Source organism: Roseburia rectibacter (assembly GCF_014287515.2).
Taxonomy (GTDB): Bacteria; Bacillota; Clostridia; order Lachnospirales; family Lachnospiraceae; genus Roseburia; species Roseburia rectibacter.
In genome coordinates, this window is sequence record NZ_CP092473.1 from 3,497,383 (window position 1) to 3,514,429 (window position 17,047).

Here is a 17,047-nt window from a genome sequence, read left to right on the forward strand (position 1 = left end):
TACGAAATATCAGATTTTTTAATACTAATAGGAGTACTGGAATAATATCCACAAAAATTCAGAAAATTAACCACGTCTTCCACTTCTACATCTGACTTTGGTCCTATCAAAATTTCTTTTATCATATTTTGTTTTATTTACTCAATTATATAAAGTCAATGTAAAAACATCACTTTTCTCCTAAAGTTTCTTCTCCACCTTCTCCAATTCATCCAACAATGCTGGTTTTCTTGGATATCTCTGCATCAATTCCTCAATTAAAGATTTAGCAGTATCATTCCCCTTCCATTTTATAAGCTGTGCAATATTCTTCGTTATTTTCTTATATTCGCGTCTATCCTTTGCCTGAGCACAACTCTCACTTATTTCCTTATAACACAACTCATATACCTGCTCCGGATATTCCTTCACCAAATATTTCCCATAATAAAACAAATCATACGGATTCTCCATTACATCATCAAGCAGTCTCTTCTTTTCATTTTCAGAAATAAGAACACTGCGATAGCAAACAGTTCGCTTGCTATCCTTTAATTCATCCAATAGGCTCTCGTAAGTTTCATTCCACGCACCACACTTTTTATAAATCTGTTTCAAAACATCCCAGAACTTCTCATTTCCCATCAATAGCAGCTTTTTTGCCTGTGTGATTTGCTTTTCCGTACTGTTTGCTGTCTTATATATGTCATATAGCATATTATTCCAATCTTCCGGATTACTGCTACGATAATGCCATGTCTCTTCTTCGTTTGCTTTCTCTAAACAAAGCTTCTCTGCTTCATCATAATTTTTATCTTCCATAGCATCCTTGATAGCTATAATACGGAGTTCATTTATTGCAATATTCTGATATAGTTCCTTCTGCGTATTCTTTTTTCCATATAAATGTCTATGTAAAAGGTATCTTACAATCAAATCTTCTTTTTTCGTATATTCCGGGTAATAATCCTCCCGTGAAATTTCCAAAAGGGTATCCAAAACCTTTTCAAGCTTCTTTGCACTCTTTTCATCGCATAGGCAAATCCCACATTTCAGCAAGTCATAACGCCAGTCAGTCCAACCATCAAATACACTCTTTTTTGCCTCTTTTATAATTAATGCAAGTGCTTGATCACGCATTTGTTTGTCCTGTTTTTCGATTTCTTTTGCGCATTTTTCTATTAATTCATATGTACACATGATAACATCTGTAAGCATTCCCGAACTACTATCTGCATGAGATGCTAACTTAACACCAGATACCAGTATATATGTAGCCGCCTCAAGTGCAACCATATAACCACGCATTTCTAAAGTCTCAGCACACATATCAAGACAGTCATGCATATCCATACAAATATTATCGCAGCTGCTCCAACCAATGTATCCCCGATGGGTGTTACATTTAATTGATGCAGCGATTGTATTTTTCACTATTGGCATAATATCTTCTGTGGGTATCATAGCAGCATCTCTTTCTTTCATTCAACAATATCAATCTTATGTCTTTCAGACCATTGCCTTGCTATTTTTTCATAGGCTTCTTCACGATATTGGTACCACTGTTTTTCCAGATTTAAGTCATACAATTTATCCTTAAATCTTCTAAAAGCACCTCTTCCCTGAATTGTCCTTGCCAATACATCCTGATTCTTTCCCACTGGAAGTTCGTATATAAACTCTTCCATTATTCGATACTCATTGATATCGTATTGTCCCGGTAATGGTATATAATCTTCGAAAAGTTCCGGATTGTCCTCACCATCCACCATTTCATCAAACAACATCAGAACTTTTTCGTTTTGGGTATCATAATAATATTCTGTTTCCATATTGGCAAATTCCATTGCCTCAATTATGTCTTCTAATTTTACTTTCATCTTTTATCCTTTTCCGACTTCAAAATGTGTTTTTAATGCTATAGATTGAAATTGATTCATTTTATCTTCTCCAATCGATAAATCATATAAATTCATTAATCATTTTTAGTTTTTTCAGTCTCATCAAGTGTCAAATTTTATGAGAATTTGTTGAGACTGTCTCATTACAATGTCCATGTTGAAGTCTTTTTATCGTAAGCAGCACCTGCCAGATTATATCCTTGAATACCTGATGAAAAATCTTTTTCCCATAAGCCAGCACTCTTCAATATTTCCTCATCAGACATTTTCAACCAAGGATGATCCGGATTTTTGCTCTTTGCAAGATTTCTTACTTTATCCATCAAATCCATGCGTAGCTCTTCCGTTGTAACATATGGGAATATCTTGTGCTCCGCATATGTATTACTCTTTCGGTTATACATATTCTGTAGTTGAATCGGAGAGTCCGTAATATCCATGTCCCCATCTTCATTTCTGTCATAGGTCCTGTTTGCACACTTTTCTACAGTAGATGTTGGCGGAACATACACCCATAACAGCGTCATCCCTTCATATCCTTAACTATATACCTAAGGCCACCATTCTGGTTATCCCCGGACAAATATTGGTCATATTCTTCTATCGCCTTTTCTACAGAAGAATTCCCCGACAGGTTCCAAGTCCCTGCTTTGCAAGATAATAGGAAGGTCTTTCGACTTTTTCATCCTTCAGAATCCTTGCTACATGCATCGGTCCGTTTCCCTCAATGATAAGCTGATAAATACGTCGTACCACTGTGGCAGCCTCTTCATCAATAATCCAATGGTCTGGGTCATCAGGGTCTTTCTTGTACCCGTAAATTGCGTTGCTTGTCAGATGCTTTCCGTCCATCCCCTTATTATGAAGTACGGATTTGATTTTCCGGCTGGTATCTCTTACATACCACTCATTCATAATGTTAAGAAACGGAGCAAATTCGTGACTGCCATCGTTTAAAACACTGTCTACATTGTTGGAAATGGCAATAAATCGCACATTCTTCTTTCGAAACAGCACTTCCGTATAAAAGCCTACTTCAAGGTAATTACGCCCGATACGGCTCATATCCTTTACAATAACACATCCTACAGTGCCATCTTCAATATCCGCAAGCATACGCTTCCAATCCGGTCTGTCAAAATTGGTTCCCGACCAGCCATCATCTGTATAATGACGCAGAGTGGTAAATCCCTGTTCGGTTGCATATTTCTCCAGCATTTTCTTTTGGTTTATGATACTGTTGCTGTCACCGCTTTGCTCATCATCACGGGATAATCTCTCGTAGAGTGCAGTGATTTTGTTTAGTTCCGGTTGTTTGGTTTTCATTAGATTCTCCTTTCAAAACAAACAACCAGCTTATCTGTGGTTTTATTCTACCACGAATAAGCTGGTTTGTGTAAAAATAATTATTGTCTCATTAATAGGAGAAATCCGAAAGAAAATCGGAACTATTTTATAAGTATCATGAAATTTTAATTCCATAAATTTATGGGAATTATGGGAGATATATTGATGCCTTTGTTACAAAAATATCAAGTTTCCTGTCTGTTGTCATTTGGGTAAACTTGAATTTGTCTATTTCTTTAATATAGCAACAATCATAAATATTTACTTGCTTCCCGAATACTCAATTTATCCATTTTATCCTTGTAAGTCTCAACGAAATTTCTTACCCAATCAGGATTGGTTTTTGAATAGTCCCTCAAACTCCAACCGATTGCTTTATTGATGAAAAATTCAGAACTGCCAAAATTGTTTACCAATATTTTCTCAAGCAACTGTGTATTTGTTTTATCTTTTCTGCACAGCTGATGGTCAATAGCAATTCTTCGCACCCAAAAATCATCATCTGTTGACCATTCAAGCATTAAGTTGTTTATTCTCTCGTCAAAAAAATGCTATATTTCCAACAATTCTGTCCAACCCATCTATTGTATCCCACCATTGATTTGTTAAACAAGGTTGAAAACGCGGATATCAAACGTGAAAAACCACGTCTTTATGGAGGTGACGACTAATGGATTATACGATCCGCTATGGTTTGGAATTCAATCCTTTCCTAAAGAATTCCAAAGAAATCTTTGTATCAACAGACGAATCCAAAGAAGTTTTATTCCGGCTGGACTATCTTGCAAAAACAAAGGGCTTTGGACTGCTTACCGGCAGCCCCGGCCGCGGAAAAACAACCGCAATCAGGAAATGGGTACAAACCTTAAATAACTCACAATACAAAGTAGTCTATACCTGTTTTTCCACTTTTAGCCCCAATGATTTTTATCGGAACCTTGCCACGGAACTTGGTGCGCAGGCCCACTACCGAAAACCAGATAACTTCCGGGTAATTCAGGAAGAGCTCACAAGGCTCTCTGTTGAGAAAAGGAAAACTCCAGTAATCATCATTGATGAAGCGAACTATATCAGTTCTGCCATTCTGAATGATTTTAAGCTGTTGTTTAACTTTGAGATGGATTCCAGGGATCGTGCTGTTGTTCTCCTGTCAGGACTTCCATCACTTAACGCCACACTTCGCCTGAGTGTGCATGTGCCATTCCGTCAGAGGATCATCATGAATTATGAACTTCCTGCATTTACAAAAGAAGAAGGCAGATCTTATGTGCTCGATAAGCTTCAAAGAGCAGGTGCAACCAGGGCAATCTTTGAAGACGCAGCACTTGAAGCCATCTTAAATGCATCTGATGGAACACCTCGTATCATCAACAATCTATGCAATAGTTGTCTTCTGATTGGAGACTCTAGAAAAAGTGACATGATTACTGCAGAGATCGTCATGCAGGCAATCAATAATAATGAGATTTAGCAGTAAAAGCAGGGCAGCCTGCTTTTATTGTATTTTCCCAGATTCCTTAATCTGCATCATTTTTTATATCGATCAGATAACTTGCAGATGTTGGTGCAGACAATCTGCGGATGCATAACAAATAAGATCTAAATCAGATGCATCTAATCTGCATGGAGCAGGTGCATCTAATTTGACGGACAACACTATCCTTGCAAATCATTTCTCATACCCAAAATTAAATTGTTAATATGATATACTATATCATCTTTTTTAACTCCTATATTACAATAATACTCATTATGTAACGCAACCTCGAAATGTACATAACTACTCCACACCTCAGCAGATGCAAACAATCTCACCAAATTTTTCTTACCACTTTTATCAAACGCTTCTAACTTTTTATGTAACTCTTCCATTTCTTGCAAATATTCTTTATGTTTCTTTATTATATACTTCCAATTACTAATCTCTGTTTCTATTTCATATATTTCTTTAGATGTATATTGTCCCACTTTCTTTATCTTTAGCCGGTCTTCTGCATCTTGTAACCTCATTTTCATAATTTCAATTTTTTGTTCCGCATTTCCACCACAATCGTAATCTTGTAAATAATCCGACTGCGCTATAAATTCATCTGTAATAGGTAATATCCCAGCCAGTTCATAATATAATCTTTTTCGTTCTTCAAAATATTTTTCTTTTTTTACATTCTTCAATGCCAAAAAAGCTCCTAAATAGGCTGCTATAAATGATGCCACTGCCGATATTAGTGCTACAATGTAATCTTCCATCTCTTATTCCTTCCGTAAATATTCTATTTTGTCAGCTTGCCTCTATGATACTATATATATCACCTTACAATATATGTAATGCTTGATTTTCTATGTTCACAATTACTGTAACCATACTTGCGTAAAAACATACCCAAATCACTTTTCCTAATCATATTGTTAGGACCGCATATTACTTCACTTATCAAATTATTATAAAACTTGTCGAACCCTAAACTTATAAAAGGAACAATATCATTTTCTTTTATATTGAAATCAATATTCGCATCCACAAACTCACTTACTTTCCTACGTGTTTCCTCTGATAAACGTCCAATCGAAGAATACTCTTTTTTATCTATTTCATCCTTATTTAATGAATTTTTTATAAAAAGACACCACTCTTTTTCTTCTTTAAATCCATCTGCTTTAAACTTTATACTTTCTTCTATTTCAGCTATTATATTATAGTACAACGTATCAAATATATCTTTATCAAATTCCACATCTGAATTATAAACTATATTTCTATCCTCAATTGCCCCTAAAACAATATTCACTAATTGTAATAATTCATTTGCGACATTTTTAATCCACTGGTCAAGTTCTTCTTTTGATAAATATTGTACTTTTTCCAAAGCATATCCTGTAATGTTTGAAGTATCTGTAAATTCCAATAATTCATGTACATTGAATCCTAAACATATTCCCCTTCCGTCATCCGCATATCCTCTCCATTGACTTAACAAATCCCCCTCTTCTGAAAGACATATTACAAAAGTAGATATTGTTCCATCTTCAAATTCTCTTTCTATTCTTTCCCTTAATTCTTTTACTAAAATACCAAATCCTTCTCTTCCTTCTTTTTCTTTATAAGTAAACTCATAACTAAATCCATCATAACTATTTATCATCTCATTGAAAAGTCTCGGAAAACAAATACTCATTTCATTCACATCATTGCTTTTGGTAATATCCGATAATCTAAAATTTTTATATTTTAATATGCTTATAGCTTTTTCCATGCTTGCATAATGGTATAATATTGATGGATATTTTGTATCTTTCATTTGTATCTTCCTTTCTCTCACAAATTACACATCTCTTTTATGTCTGTAAAACCCATCTACAAATTTTACAATATCATTTATAGAATATGTTCCCTGCAAAATTCCATCCATAAACATTTTCATAATACTGTCATTTTTTGTTTCATTAATCGGATTAAATTGTGCGCATATAATGAAATTATATGGTGTCAAATATCTTATTCTAAGTTTAGCTTCATTCCCCATATCAACAACTTTTCCATCTATCACTGCTGCCCCATCATCATATTCTGCTCTTGTCACATTTTTTCCATTATATACTGCATACTCTTCATGATATTCTCCATATCTTCTTATATGTTCAGCTATATCCTCCTCACTCATTTCTTGATATAATCCAGTAGCCTTTTCTGGTTTAGCTTCCACATAAACAAATTTTTTATAATACTCCAAAGATGCATAAATTACAATTCTATTTATTTCTATTTCATTGCAATTCATCAAAAATTTAGTTTTTGATAATCTTACAAATTTGTCTATATGTAGGTTAGCACTTCCTCTAAACCACCAAATTGGACTTGTTAATCCTTCTTTTTTCAATGGACTTCTTAAAAGAATCTCTAATCTATTAACACATTCTTGTGGTTCATTGAACTCTTTCATACCTCTTACTCCTGGAAATGCCTTTCCAAATCTATAATCAAAAAAGGATGTTGAGCTATCAAATGAATCAATATCATCATATTTTTCACCCAATACATTACCTAAGTTTTCAGTAATCAATCTCTTATCATTTTCACTATCAATTCTATCTTGTTCCCCTAAACCTTCTTTTATAAAATTTTGAACTTTTTGAAAATCCTCGTCCCAAAATCTTGAATTTCGCTCTATAGAATCCGATGACAAATTCAGAAAATCATCAACAAAACCTCTCGCCACTTTAAATTTTTGAACTTTTTTAGGTGCAATGCTACCGTTATATAAATCTATAAATTGTTGCTCTGTAGCTTCATATGCGTTAAAATCCAATTTTTTTATTTTAGCGGATTCTCTTACAAATCTATAAAATTCTATTAACTTGGTTTTCCCACCATTTCCTACATCTGAATTCAAAATATATCTTTTGGGATATATTTCATAGCAAAATTCACTTTTCTTTTTTATTATACATGCATACCTTCTTTGTTCATACTCTCCAATAACAATAACAAATTTCTCTATGTCCATTAAATTTTCTTCTCTTAATATATCCATCGGGTTGTTTCCAAAAATCTTAACATTGGATAGGAATGGACATTCTCCTTGCCCGTATAACATCCATTCTTTATTAACACCGAACGCTTCACTAAATTTCTGCTTAAAATTATCATCCGGTTCAATGCCATTGTTTAAATAACATTTTAATCTGAATATTACGGTGCGGCGGAGCCGCCTGTCCGGTGTGGCGAGAGCCACCTGTCCGGACTAACGGAGCCACTCCGTTCTCTGTAGTGATAAGTTACTTTGCCATTGCAGGATCTAATCCATATACCTCTCGCATAGAGAGATCTTTGGATGGATCAATGCTTTCAATATCGATTTTATATGAGTCATACGTTATACGATCCATAATGGCATCTGCCAGGGTACTTTCACCGCCACAGATTTGTTGGTACCATTCACTTTCGCGGAACTGCGAGCAAAAGATCGTGGATGATTTCTTGCGTCTTTTGTGTATCAGTTCAAAAAGGTTTCTGGCTTCAGCTTCCGTCAGTTTGAGGAGAAGCCACTCGTCAATGATCAGTACTACTGGCTTGGTGTACTTCTTCAGGACAGTTGAAAAAGTTCCGCTGTCTCTGGCAGCCTGTAAGTCCAGTAATAAATCAGGAAGCCGCACATACCGTACTGTGTAGTAGTGTTTGCAGGCCTCCATGCCAAAAGCACAGGCCATATAAGTTTTACCACTTCCGGTGGCACCTGTAATGAAGATGTTCCTGTATTCTGTAATGTATTCGCAAGTTGCCAGACGGCTGATCAGTGCTTTGTTCAGTTTCCGACCGGACTGGTAATCAATTGCTGCAATGCTGGCATCCGGCTGTTCGAACTCAGCCTGCCGGATCAGTCTTTTCAACCGGTTATTTTTGCGATTGCTGTACTCGATATCAACAAGCATACCGAAGCGGTCCTCGAACGGCACTTCCTTCATTGTAGGATCATCCATCTGGATACGGAATGCATCTGCCATAGCGGTCAGGCGCATTTCGATAAGTTTATCGATTGTACTTTGATTTGTCATGATCGTTTACCTCCATAGTATCTGGCACCTCTTGTGATGCCATGTGGCTTTTCAACAGTCTGAGATTCCTTTGATGCATTCGATATGTCATCTGGTGAGTCTTTCATTGCAGCCAATAGATTTTTGATACTTTTATAGCTGGGTTTAGCAGAATAAGAAAGTGCTTTGGCACAGACCTGTTCCAGTTTTTCAGGCGAATATTTCTCTGCCAGTTTTAACAATCCCATACAGCTTCTATAGGATTGTTGTTCAACCCTGCCGGAGGTAAGTATTGCATCGACAACCTTACTTGTGTTAATTCCAATCGAATCTGCCCATTTGCGGAACCTGTCGCCGTTCCATTCCAGATATTTCTGGTGTTCCTGCGGCATATGTTCCGTCACAGTGGAATACTGGCCGCTCCTTCCGTGAAGTCTCCTATGAGAGGCAATTCGATTGTGATTATAAAATATTTCAACCGTTGTATCTGTTATACGCACATCTACCTTATTTTTGATATACTGATAAGGCACGGAGTAGTACATCTTGTCTACTGCGATGTGATAGTTGAACTGGACAGTGGCTTGTTTCCACTCAGCCAGTTCAAAGGGTGTAGCAGGCAACGGAGCCAGTAACGGCATTTCTTCCCCAAGAAATAAACTGAGCCTGCTGCATTCCTTTTTCTGGAATTTACGAGCATTGTAGGCATTCAGTTTTTCCCGGATAGAATCATTTAATTCTGCAAGCGAGAAAAACTGTTCATTACGAAGGGCTGCAGTTATCCAAGTAGATATCTTTCCTACAGATCCTTCTACATTTGGTTTATCCTTGGGTTTCCGGACTCTGGCCGGAATGATGGCAAGATTATAGTGTTCTGCCATCTCATGGTAAGTTGTGTTTAATGACGTGGTATACCAGTCGCTCTTTTCATGATTCACTGCTGTTGTGCAGTTATCGGAGACAAGCATGGGTGTTACACCGCCAAAGAAATCGAACATCTGGACATGAGCTTTAATCCAGTTGCTTGTTTTCTCATTCATGTATGCTTTTACAAAAGCATACTGGCTGTAAGTCAGTACCCCTACAAAGATCCATGCCTCTGTGATCTCTCCGGTGTCCGGATCAAAGATGTGGGCGGGATCACCTGCCCAGTCAACTTCAATCTGTTCACCAGGCTTTCTCGGGATATGCATGGTAGCCCTGCGTTTCTCTTCATCCTTTTGGATGTAGTAGCAGAACTGGGAATACATGAGCGGCTCTTCGTTGCTCATACGGCACTCCTCACAGTATTCTACCCAGAGAAGCTTTTTGTTGACTCCATTTCGCAGAAGTTCTTTGCGAATGTAGTCAAAGTCAGGCATGCGTTTATTTGTTACTGACTTATCCTTTGGGAACATAAGCTCCTCAAGTGCGCTGTCGGTCATGTCAAAATCCAGCGGCCATGAAATATTTATTTCCGCTGCCTTTTTCAAAACCTTGGCGACTGTGTTCCTGGATACACCGCAGCTCTGTGCGATGTTCCGTTCGCTGAATCCTAAGCTCTGCAAGCGTAGGATTTCACGATACTTGGTCATAATTGTGACCTCCTTTACCTGTATTCACACCAATGGTGTGAATACAGGTAAAGGAAATATATGTAATAGAGCGTTTAAATGTGGCTCTGAATTACCGGAATATGTGGCTCTCATTCTCCGGAATGGTGGCTCCCAAAGTCCGGACAGGTGGCTCAGAGAGCTCCGGAATAATCAAATGGTGGAATGATTCTTGGTGAAATAGGTGATATTCACCGTTTCTCCAATCCAAACAAGCTGCTTGCTTTTGCTGGTCTGGATCCTTCTGTTTATCAGTCTGGTAACTTTCAGGCTAAGACAACAAGGATGTCCAAACGTGGCTCTCGTGTATTACGATATACCCTTGTAAATGCAGCTTGGAACGTTGTCAGAAACAACGCAACCTTCAAGGCTTATTATGATGCCAAGAGGGCTGAAGGCCGGTCTCATTACAATGCACTTGGGCATTGTTCCGGCAAACTTGTCAGAGTCATCTGGAAGATGCTCACCGACAATGTCGAATTTAACCTCAAATAAGAGGTCTGTATACCAATATCGATAGATTTTGAAAAAGCACCCTAAGGGAGCTCTATTAAAGTTACCCTTTTTTACCACCGATATGAAAAAGAAATTTTTTACTAATTTATGGTTGACTTTTCATAGCTGGTATCCAAGCAATATTTCTGCAAGAAAAAGTTTTGTGGTACTAATCGTTAGTACCACGATTGCTTTCTATATACTGACTGAAATCAATTACCTTTGCAGGCTTTCTCTTAGCAGCAATCCCCAATCGTTCCATGTCTAATTTAAAAAGTTCACTCGGATATCCATACGCATCAAATCCCTCTGGCTAGCAAATATCTCTGTTCAGATACTCACTAAGTTCCCATTGATACTTTGCTTCTTTCTCCAGCTTCTTACCAAAATACTGTGCATCCATTACCATTCTGTTAATGCCACCAACCGATTTCCTACCATGAGTTTTTGTTACAGTTGTATCGCCTGACATTTTAAAATACTGCCCTATCTGATCCTCGGAATATCCCATTTCCTGCATCACGCCATAAATCACGCGGCTGATATACATTGCATAGTAATTCCAGTTTCTTGGTTCAATATCTGTCATTGCTATTGTATAACGATTACTGGCATTTACAATAAACAAGACATTTCTTCCTTTTATTTTCGTCAAATGTGTGTCCCAGCAGAACACAAGTGAAACAACTTTGCTTTCTGCAATCTTTGTGGTTTTTAGTCGATCTTGAACTGCCTTTGTTGCACCAATCTCCATATGTATCACCTGCTCATTTCAAGTATTCTCTTCACTTCCAGCTGTAATTCATCACTAAAGTCTGATAAATCATCATATGTAATTACTTTCAATCTAATAAGACGAACGATATCCCATATCACCTCTGACTTACTCATCTCCATGATAACTCCCGGATGACGCTTATCTTCTTTTATCCGTTTTTCAAGTTCCCAGAATTTCTCTGATGCAGGCTTTTTATCATCATTCAGAAAATTTGCATACTCTTTAACAAGACCTTCCATATAATTTTCCTGCCAGCCTGATAATCTTTCTCGAAATAATTTCCAATCCTTTTTGCTTATGTCCATGATTTTGAATCTCCTCAGTCTCACGTTAGTCTCAACAAACAGTGTCAAAAATGAGACTGACTTGAGACTGTACTCATACAAGTAAACCACAAATGTCGATTTTATCGCTTTTCTGCCATATTATGTAGTCTCACCAAGTCTCAAATATCATGAGACTTCGTTGAGACCAACTCTGGAATATCCTTGAGTGAAAGTTTGGGTGTTACATTGAGTGCCAAATTTACTGTCATTTACTTACCTAATTTTCCATTTTCCACCATTATCTGGACCTTTTCGTTCTATGATACCTTTATCCTTTAATTCTGATATATATCTAGCAATTGTTCTATCTGTAACATCTAATGCTATTCTTAATTCATCAATAGAAATATTCGGGTTTTCCGAAATCATTTTCAGAATCTCATATGCTTTAGCAAGCTTCTTCTTAGAATACTCTGGCATTAACTTCTTAATTTTTTCTTCCGAAATTTCTATGACATTTTCTATGACATTTTCTATGACATTTTCATTTGCCTGTGCTGCATAACTAGAACCATAATTCAGATTATACAAAGTCACTGTAAAATCATCATTATCTGCATCAAAGACAGGCATCTTGGACTCATCAAATTCAACCTGATTCTCATAGTCTGCCAATATCTTCTTAAATCCACTGCCTCTACGCTCCATGTATTTCAAACGGCTGAATATATCAGCTAATATCGGATTTCTTCGCTTTGATGGGATTTTTAATAAATCTTTTCCCTCTAAAGATATTCCACTTATCATTCCACCCGGTGAATATATTTCAATTCTGTCATCAAACATATCTATATGAACTTCGCTACCTATCTCTATATAATTTCTATGAATCAATGCATTTACTACCCCTTCAAGCACTGCACGATCCGGATAATCAGGCATTTCAATTCTGCCGTCCCCAACCTTACGCCATGCCTTCTTAGAGTTATTTCTCACAAAATCAGTTCCCGCCTGCAACAATGTGACAAGACTGCCAGTATATTCCTTATCATCAAGTGCATCTACAATTCCAGATGCCTTAGTAAGTCCATTCCATCTAGTGCAAAACAATCTGGAATGACGAACCGGAGATTCATCTGCTAGAAGTGCTCCTGCATTCGTCAGATTGCCTTTCTCATCAATCAGACCAAAAGATTCATAATCTGTATCTTCAAATGCATTTCCTGTTCTCTGCTTATATACCGATTTTAATTTTGTAAAAGACATATTGTTAAAATCATATCTTGACTTCAGACTATCATAACTTTCACCACTTCCGCGAAGTACCAACTCTCTTAACTGCGAAGGTGTCGCCGGAACACTTTCATTTCCTATACGCATAAATGCAACAAGTTGCCCATCACCCTCATAATAGTATGGAGTCTGCTGCCCTTTCATAACTTCTACAATAACGAATGTCTTGTCATTATCTTTTTCAAATGAAAGCTTAAACTCTGGTATTGGATTAAGGTGTGTTTTAATTATTTCACTAATTTTCTCTGCATCACCTTCAGCATCTGCAAGTCCAACCAACTCATCATCATTTGCCACACCAAATACCAGCTTGCCACCATAGCAATTTGAAAATGCACTAATGCTCTTGCACCAGCTTTTTGGTTTCTTTGTCTCAAGTGCAACCTTTTTATCATAATCTGTGGCTTCGCCGATTAGCTGCTTTATGTCCATAAATTCACTTCCTTCTTTGTCAGACTCCCTCTGCATAGTATTATGTATGTTAAAGGTTATAATTAAAATTATGTTCTACATAATATTTCTCTTTTGCCTTATTATATCCAGTATTTTCCCGAGTCCAACATATAAATCACTATTATTTTGACAAGAACGCTGCAATCCGATTATATTCATTATCAAATAATCTAACCTATGCAATTCAGAACCCAAATAAAGTTTCTTATAAAATTCTTCAATAGTTGTATTATGTTTAAATTTATCATTTATTCTAATATAATATTGTTCATCTCTTATAAATACATTCTTTATTTTTTCTCCATCTGGATTCAACTCTTCAAATTCTTCTTTTTTAATCCAAAATGAATTTTTATCATGATTACAATCATGGCACGCTAGAATCAAATTTTGTATATACCCCGCCTCTTTTTTAGTTGCGAATATAGGAGCTTTTTCATATAAAAAATGGTCTATTTCAAATTCAGTCTTTTTTATCAAATCGTTTGAAGCCCCACAGTATGCACATTTCCCATTATATGCTTTAATAAATTCTAACTTAAATTTCTGTGAATTATCACTTATATAATTATGCATATCTTTTGCATAAGGATGCTCTGCTTTTACTAAAGCCTCTACTTCTTTCTTTTTTTGTGGTACATCAATTAATTCAGGGCAATATTTTGTTCTTCTGTAGTCCATATTTCTATTCCTCTACTTTTATCTGCAACTCTTGAAACATTTTTATCACATCATCAATATCTTTCTTCGTAAATTCATCAAATTTCCCTTGACCATTCACAGAATTCACAATTTTTTCAACCATAACTTTTTCCCAACTAGTATTTTTTTGCAACTCTGCGGTTATTTTTCGAACTTCAAAAATATTTCTAACACATTGTTCTAATAACACGGGCAGTTCTTTACCATAATATTCCTCTGGTGTCATTTTGCTTTTAGGATCATACTTAGAAATTGTCTCATAACCAGGTGCTATTTCATTTTGCGTAATAACAATTACTTCTATAAATGGGAAATACTTTTTTAAAATAATTTTAAATTCTTCTCCTGTAAATTTTCCAGCTATTGCATTTCTATTTTCAAACAATTTTGAATCTATAAAAATTATATTTGCAGATTTAACATCCGAATTATTAATCAAACTCTCATATCCTTCATCTGGCTTAAATTCAATATCTGAATACTCAATTTCACAACTTGGGTTCTTATATTTATCCAAATATTTAGATAATGATGTCTCTGGATGGTCATCTATATAAAGTATCTTTAAGGTTTCCATTATATCTTCCCTCCTATAATAAATTCAATTTCAAATCCTTTTTCTCCACCTATCTTCTGAATTTCGCCCCCTGACATTATACATGTATTATTTACAATCCACATTCCAAGTCCATGTCCATTCGTTCTTGTTGTTTCATGCACTTCTAATATTTTCATCGGGTCTGTTTTATACTTATCATCAAGTCCTTTACCATTATCACAATATTTAATCTTTAAAGATCCACCAATCTCTTCTACATATATCGTAATAATTAATTTTTGTATATTTTCATTCTGTTGTACGCTATTTAAAATTAAGTTATCAAATACAACCTGTAATATATCTTCCGAAATTTGATAAATAATATCTTTATCCATTATTATTTCAATACTAAGCCATACATAATCTCTTTCCCATACCTTTTTTATAGTAGTTAAAATATCTGCTATGCTCTGATACCTAGGCTCAAACTGTTTTTTTTCTATTTCTTCCAGCATAGTATCCATAAATGTTACCAATTTTCTTCCAACTAAGTCATTACTCTCCAGCAAATAAGGAATATTTTTATAAGACTTGCGAGTTTTTTCAAAAGAGTTCAGTTCCTCCCACATGCCATATTCCTTTAATGCATCTACTATATTATTGTAATTATCATATATAGCATTCCTATCATTTTTCATTTCATGTGCTATAGATGAAGCTTTTAATCCTGTCGTTGCTAATACATTTAAAATTCTTACATCATATTTATACCTAGCTTCTACAGCTTCTTTATCTTTTTGATACTGTTTCCCCTCTTTTTTGTAGCCTTTAATTTCCGTCGCTAATTGCTTTGCTTCTTCCTTTGTAAGTACACTAACGGATGTTGGTTTACTTAATACTCGATCTGAAATAGGTGTTGCTTTTTGTTCTTCTACTTGATTTTTCACATTTATTTTTCTTACAATATTTTGTCTATATCTTTCAAATTCCTTAATCCCTATTAAAATTATTTCAACAAATAACTGATAATAAATATTTTCGTCTAAGCCTTGACGATTAGCCATGTCTTGAAGTACTGCATTCTTCTTCTTATCTATCATTACATATCCTGCCATCTGATTCTCTCTCACACGCCATGCACCTGTTGGATGAGATGCTGCTGCTGGAGATTTTCTAGATCTTTTTCCAAGTCCCAGCCAATCTTTTTTGCCTTCATATGAAGATATACTAAATGCATTTCTGTATAATATTATTCCACTTTCTATGTTTTCCTGTGTATTTAAATATTTGTATAAAAATTTTTCTTTTTCCTCTTTTGATGAAACTATATTAAAATATAAATTTGCTGAAAATTCACCAATATTATTAATTATATTTTGTATATCATCATCTAAGAGCTCAGTAATCTTATTTCCTTTTAATTCATTAACAACATCCGTTTTCTTTTCAAATTTTTTTATATCAATCCCTGTGCAATATTTTAAAGCTTCATTTTCAAATTCATCTGACTCTACTGTCGTTACCAGCACTCCATTAGCATACTTTAAAACGATATTGCTTCTGCAATTAATTCCTACCTTCGCTTTAGGAAAATGTTCCTTTACAATTTCATCATAACTATCCGAAATAATTCTTATCTCCATAGATGTATCATGATAAGTTCTTTCTAGATACTTATTTAAATTTTCTATGCGTTTTTTATTCCACTTTTCCCTTAAACCTATTATTTTTATATCTGTTCCATTATTGTGAATATCATTGCTCTCATCTAAAACAGACGTATTCCAATCCGTTTTCCAAATTACACCAACTGAATCTAACCTTTTCGATTTTAAGTAAACACTATACCCTAATCTCGATAATGCAAATCTTCCAACACCTTTTGAGCCTGCTTGGATTCTTTTTTTATTATTTTGATCTATTATTTCATATTCTTTGCTACTTTTACCAATATGCATCCAATGTTCTTTTATATCGCATGCATTCATACCAATTCCATTATCTTCAAATCGAAGCATATCATTTTCAAATGTAATTTTCAAATTCAATGCATTAGCATCATATGCATTTTTCACTAACTCAAGAATTGCCGCTTCATCTGTAGAAAAATTCTGCACTCCTAACAATTCTGCTATTGTACTGTCTTCTATGACATATTTTAATTCTTCCAT

General features: G+C 35.3%; 17 protein-coding genes and 1 pseudogene. 2 read left to right on the top strand and 16 right to left on the bottom strand.

What is annotated here, in order from left to right; all coding sequences use genetic code 11:
* Positions 1 to 180: 180 nt before the first annotated feature.
* The 5 genes and pseudogenes from H8S51_RS15965 to H8S51_RS15985 form a co-directional block, all read right to left on the bottom strand.
* The gene (locus H8S51_RS15965; RefSeq protein WP_241070773.1) at positions 181 to 1,443 is read right to left on the bottom strand and encodes a hypothetical protein; all 1,263 of its coding nucleotides are present in this window, start codon (positions 1,441 to 1,443) and stop codon (positions 181 to 183) included.
* 17 nt (positions 1,444 to 1,460) lie between these two features.
* On the bottom strand, positions 1,461 to 1,859 hold the full coding sequence (locus H8S51_RS15970; RefSeq protein ID WP_186899910.1) for a UPF0158 family protein: 399 nt from the start codon (positions 1,857 to 1,859) through the stop codon (positions 1,461 to 1,463).
* 164 nt (positions 1,860 to 2,023) lie between these two features.
* Entirely contained in the window at positions 2,024 to 2,320 is a 297-nt protein-coding gene (locus H8S51_RS15975) for a hypothetical protein (protein WP_241070774.1), read from the bottom strand.
* Between the two features lie 196 nt (positions 2,321 to 2,516).
* A pseudogene (locus H8S51_RS15980) lies at positions 2,517 to 3,206 on the bottom strand (recombinase family protein); the annotation flags it as partial.
* A gap of 272 nt (positions 3,207 to 3,478) precedes the next feature.
* Positions 3,479 to 3,748 (bottom strand): DNA alkylation repair protein, encoded by a 270-nt coding sequence (locus tag H8S51_RS15985; protein ID WP_186899912.1) that lies wholly within the window; start codon positions 3,746 to 3,748, stop codon positions 3,479 to 3,481.
* A gap of 149 nt (positions 3,749 to 3,897) precedes the next feature.
* Between H8S51_RS15985 and H8S51_RS15990 the strand changes: the two genes are divergently transcribed.
* The gene (locus H8S51_RS15990) at positions 3,898 to 4,698 is read left to right on the top strand and encodes an ExeA family protein (RefSeq protein ID WP_186900652.1); all 801 of its coding nucleotides are present in this window, start codon (positions 3,898 to 3,900) and stop codon (positions 4,696 to 4,698) included.
* A 185-nt stretch (positions 4,699 to 4,883) separates the two neighbouring features.
* On the opposite strand, the gene H8S51_RS15995 is transcribed toward H8S51_RS15990, so the two are convergent.
* The 5 genes from H8S51_RS15995 to istA all read right to left on the bottom strand — a co-directional run bounded on the left by H8S51_RS15995 (position 4,884) and on the right by istA (position 10,330).
* The gene (locus tag H8S51_RS15995; RefSeq protein ID WP_186900640.1) at positions 4,884 to 5,474 is read right to left on the bottom strand and encodes a hypothetical protein; all 591 of its coding nucleotides are present in this window, start codon (positions 5,472 to 5,474) and stop codon (positions 4,884 to 4,886) included.
* Positions 5,475 to 5,533: 59 nt separating this feature from the next.
* Positions 5,534 to 6,523, bottom strand: coding sequence for a DUF2971 domain-containing protein (locus tag H8S51_RS16000; RefSeq protein ID WP_186900639.1), 990 nt, complete (start codon positions 6,521 to 6,523; stop codon positions 5,534 to 5,536).
* A 24-nt stretch (positions 6,524 to 6,547) separates the two neighbouring features.
* Entirely contained in the window at positions 6,548 to 7,756 is a 1,209-nt protein-coding gene (locus H8S51_RS16005; RefSeq protein WP_186900638.1) for a hypothetical protein, read from the bottom strand.
* A gap of 244 nt (positions 7,757 to 8,000) precedes the next feature.
* Positions 8,001 to 8,777: an IS21-like element helper ATPase IstB gene (gene istB, locus H8S51_RS16010; RefSeq protein WP_015520015.1), complete on the bottom strand. Its 777-nt coding sequence runs from the start codon at positions 8,775 to 8,777 to the stop codon at positions 8,001 to 8,003.
* Positions 8,774 to 10,330: an IS21 family transposase gene (gene istA, locus H8S51_RS16015; RefSeq protein ID WP_118375804.1), complete on the bottom strand. Its 1,557-nt coding sequence runs from the start codon at positions 10,328 to 10,330 to the stop codon at positions 8,774 to 8,776. The genes istB and istA overlap by 4 nt, the downstream gene beginning before the upstream one ends.
* 183 nt (positions 10,331 to 10,513) lie before the next feature.
* Between istA and H8S51_RS16020 the strand changes: the two genes are divergently transcribed.
* Entirely contained in the window at positions 10,514 to 10,843 is a 330-nt protein-coding gene (locus tag H8S51_RS16020; protein WP_408639567.1) for a transposase, read from the top strand.
* A gap of 313 nt (positions 10,844 to 11,156) precedes the next feature.
* Here H8S51_RS16020 and H8S51_RS16025 read toward each other — a convergent pair whose 3' ends face one another.
* The 6 genes from H8S51_RS16025 to H8S51_RS16050 form a co-directional block, all read right to left on the bottom strand.
* Entirely contained in the window at positions 11,157 to 11,597 is a 441-nt protein-coding gene (locus H8S51_RS16025) for a DUF6933 domain-containing protein (RefSeq protein ID WP_241070775.1), read from the bottom strand.
* Positions 11,598 to 11,602: 5 nt separating this feature from the next.
* A complete protein-coding gene (locus H8S51_RS16030) occupies positions 11,603 to 11,926 on the bottom strand; it encodes a hypothetical protein (RefSeq protein ID WP_117833190.1) in 324 nt (107 codons plus the stop codon).
* 234 nt (positions 11,927 to 12,160) lie between these two features.
* On the bottom strand, positions 12,161 to 13,612 hold the full coding sequence (locus tag H8S51_RS16035) for an ATP-binding protein (RefSeq protein ID WP_186900231.1): 1,452 nt from the start codon (positions 13,610 to 13,612) through the stop codon (positions 12,161 to 12,163).
* Positions 13,613 to 13,687: 75 nt separating this feature from the next.
* Positions 13,688 to 14,314 carry an HNH endonuclease gene (locus tag H8S51_RS16040; RefSeq protein ID WP_186900232.1) on the bottom strand — a complete coding sequence of 209 codons (627 nt, stop codon included), beginning with the start codon at positions 14,312 to 14,314 and terminating at the stop codon, positions 13,688 to 13,690.
* A gap of 4 nt (positions 14,315 to 14,318) precedes the next feature.
* On the bottom strand, positions 14,319 to 14,912 hold the full coding sequence (locus tag H8S51_RS16045) for a hypothetical protein (protein WP_186900233.1): 594 nt from the start codon (positions 14,910 to 14,912) through the stop codon (positions 14,319 to 14,321).
* The gene (locus tag H8S51_RS16050) at positions 14,912 to 17,047 is read right to left on the bottom strand and encodes a sensor histidine kinase (RefSeq protein ID WP_186900234.1); all 2,136 of its coding nucleotides are present in this window, start codon (positions 17,045 to 17,047) and stop codon (positions 14,912 to 14,914) included. Before H8S51_RS16050 ends, H8S51_RS16045 begins: the two co-directional genes overlap by 1 nt.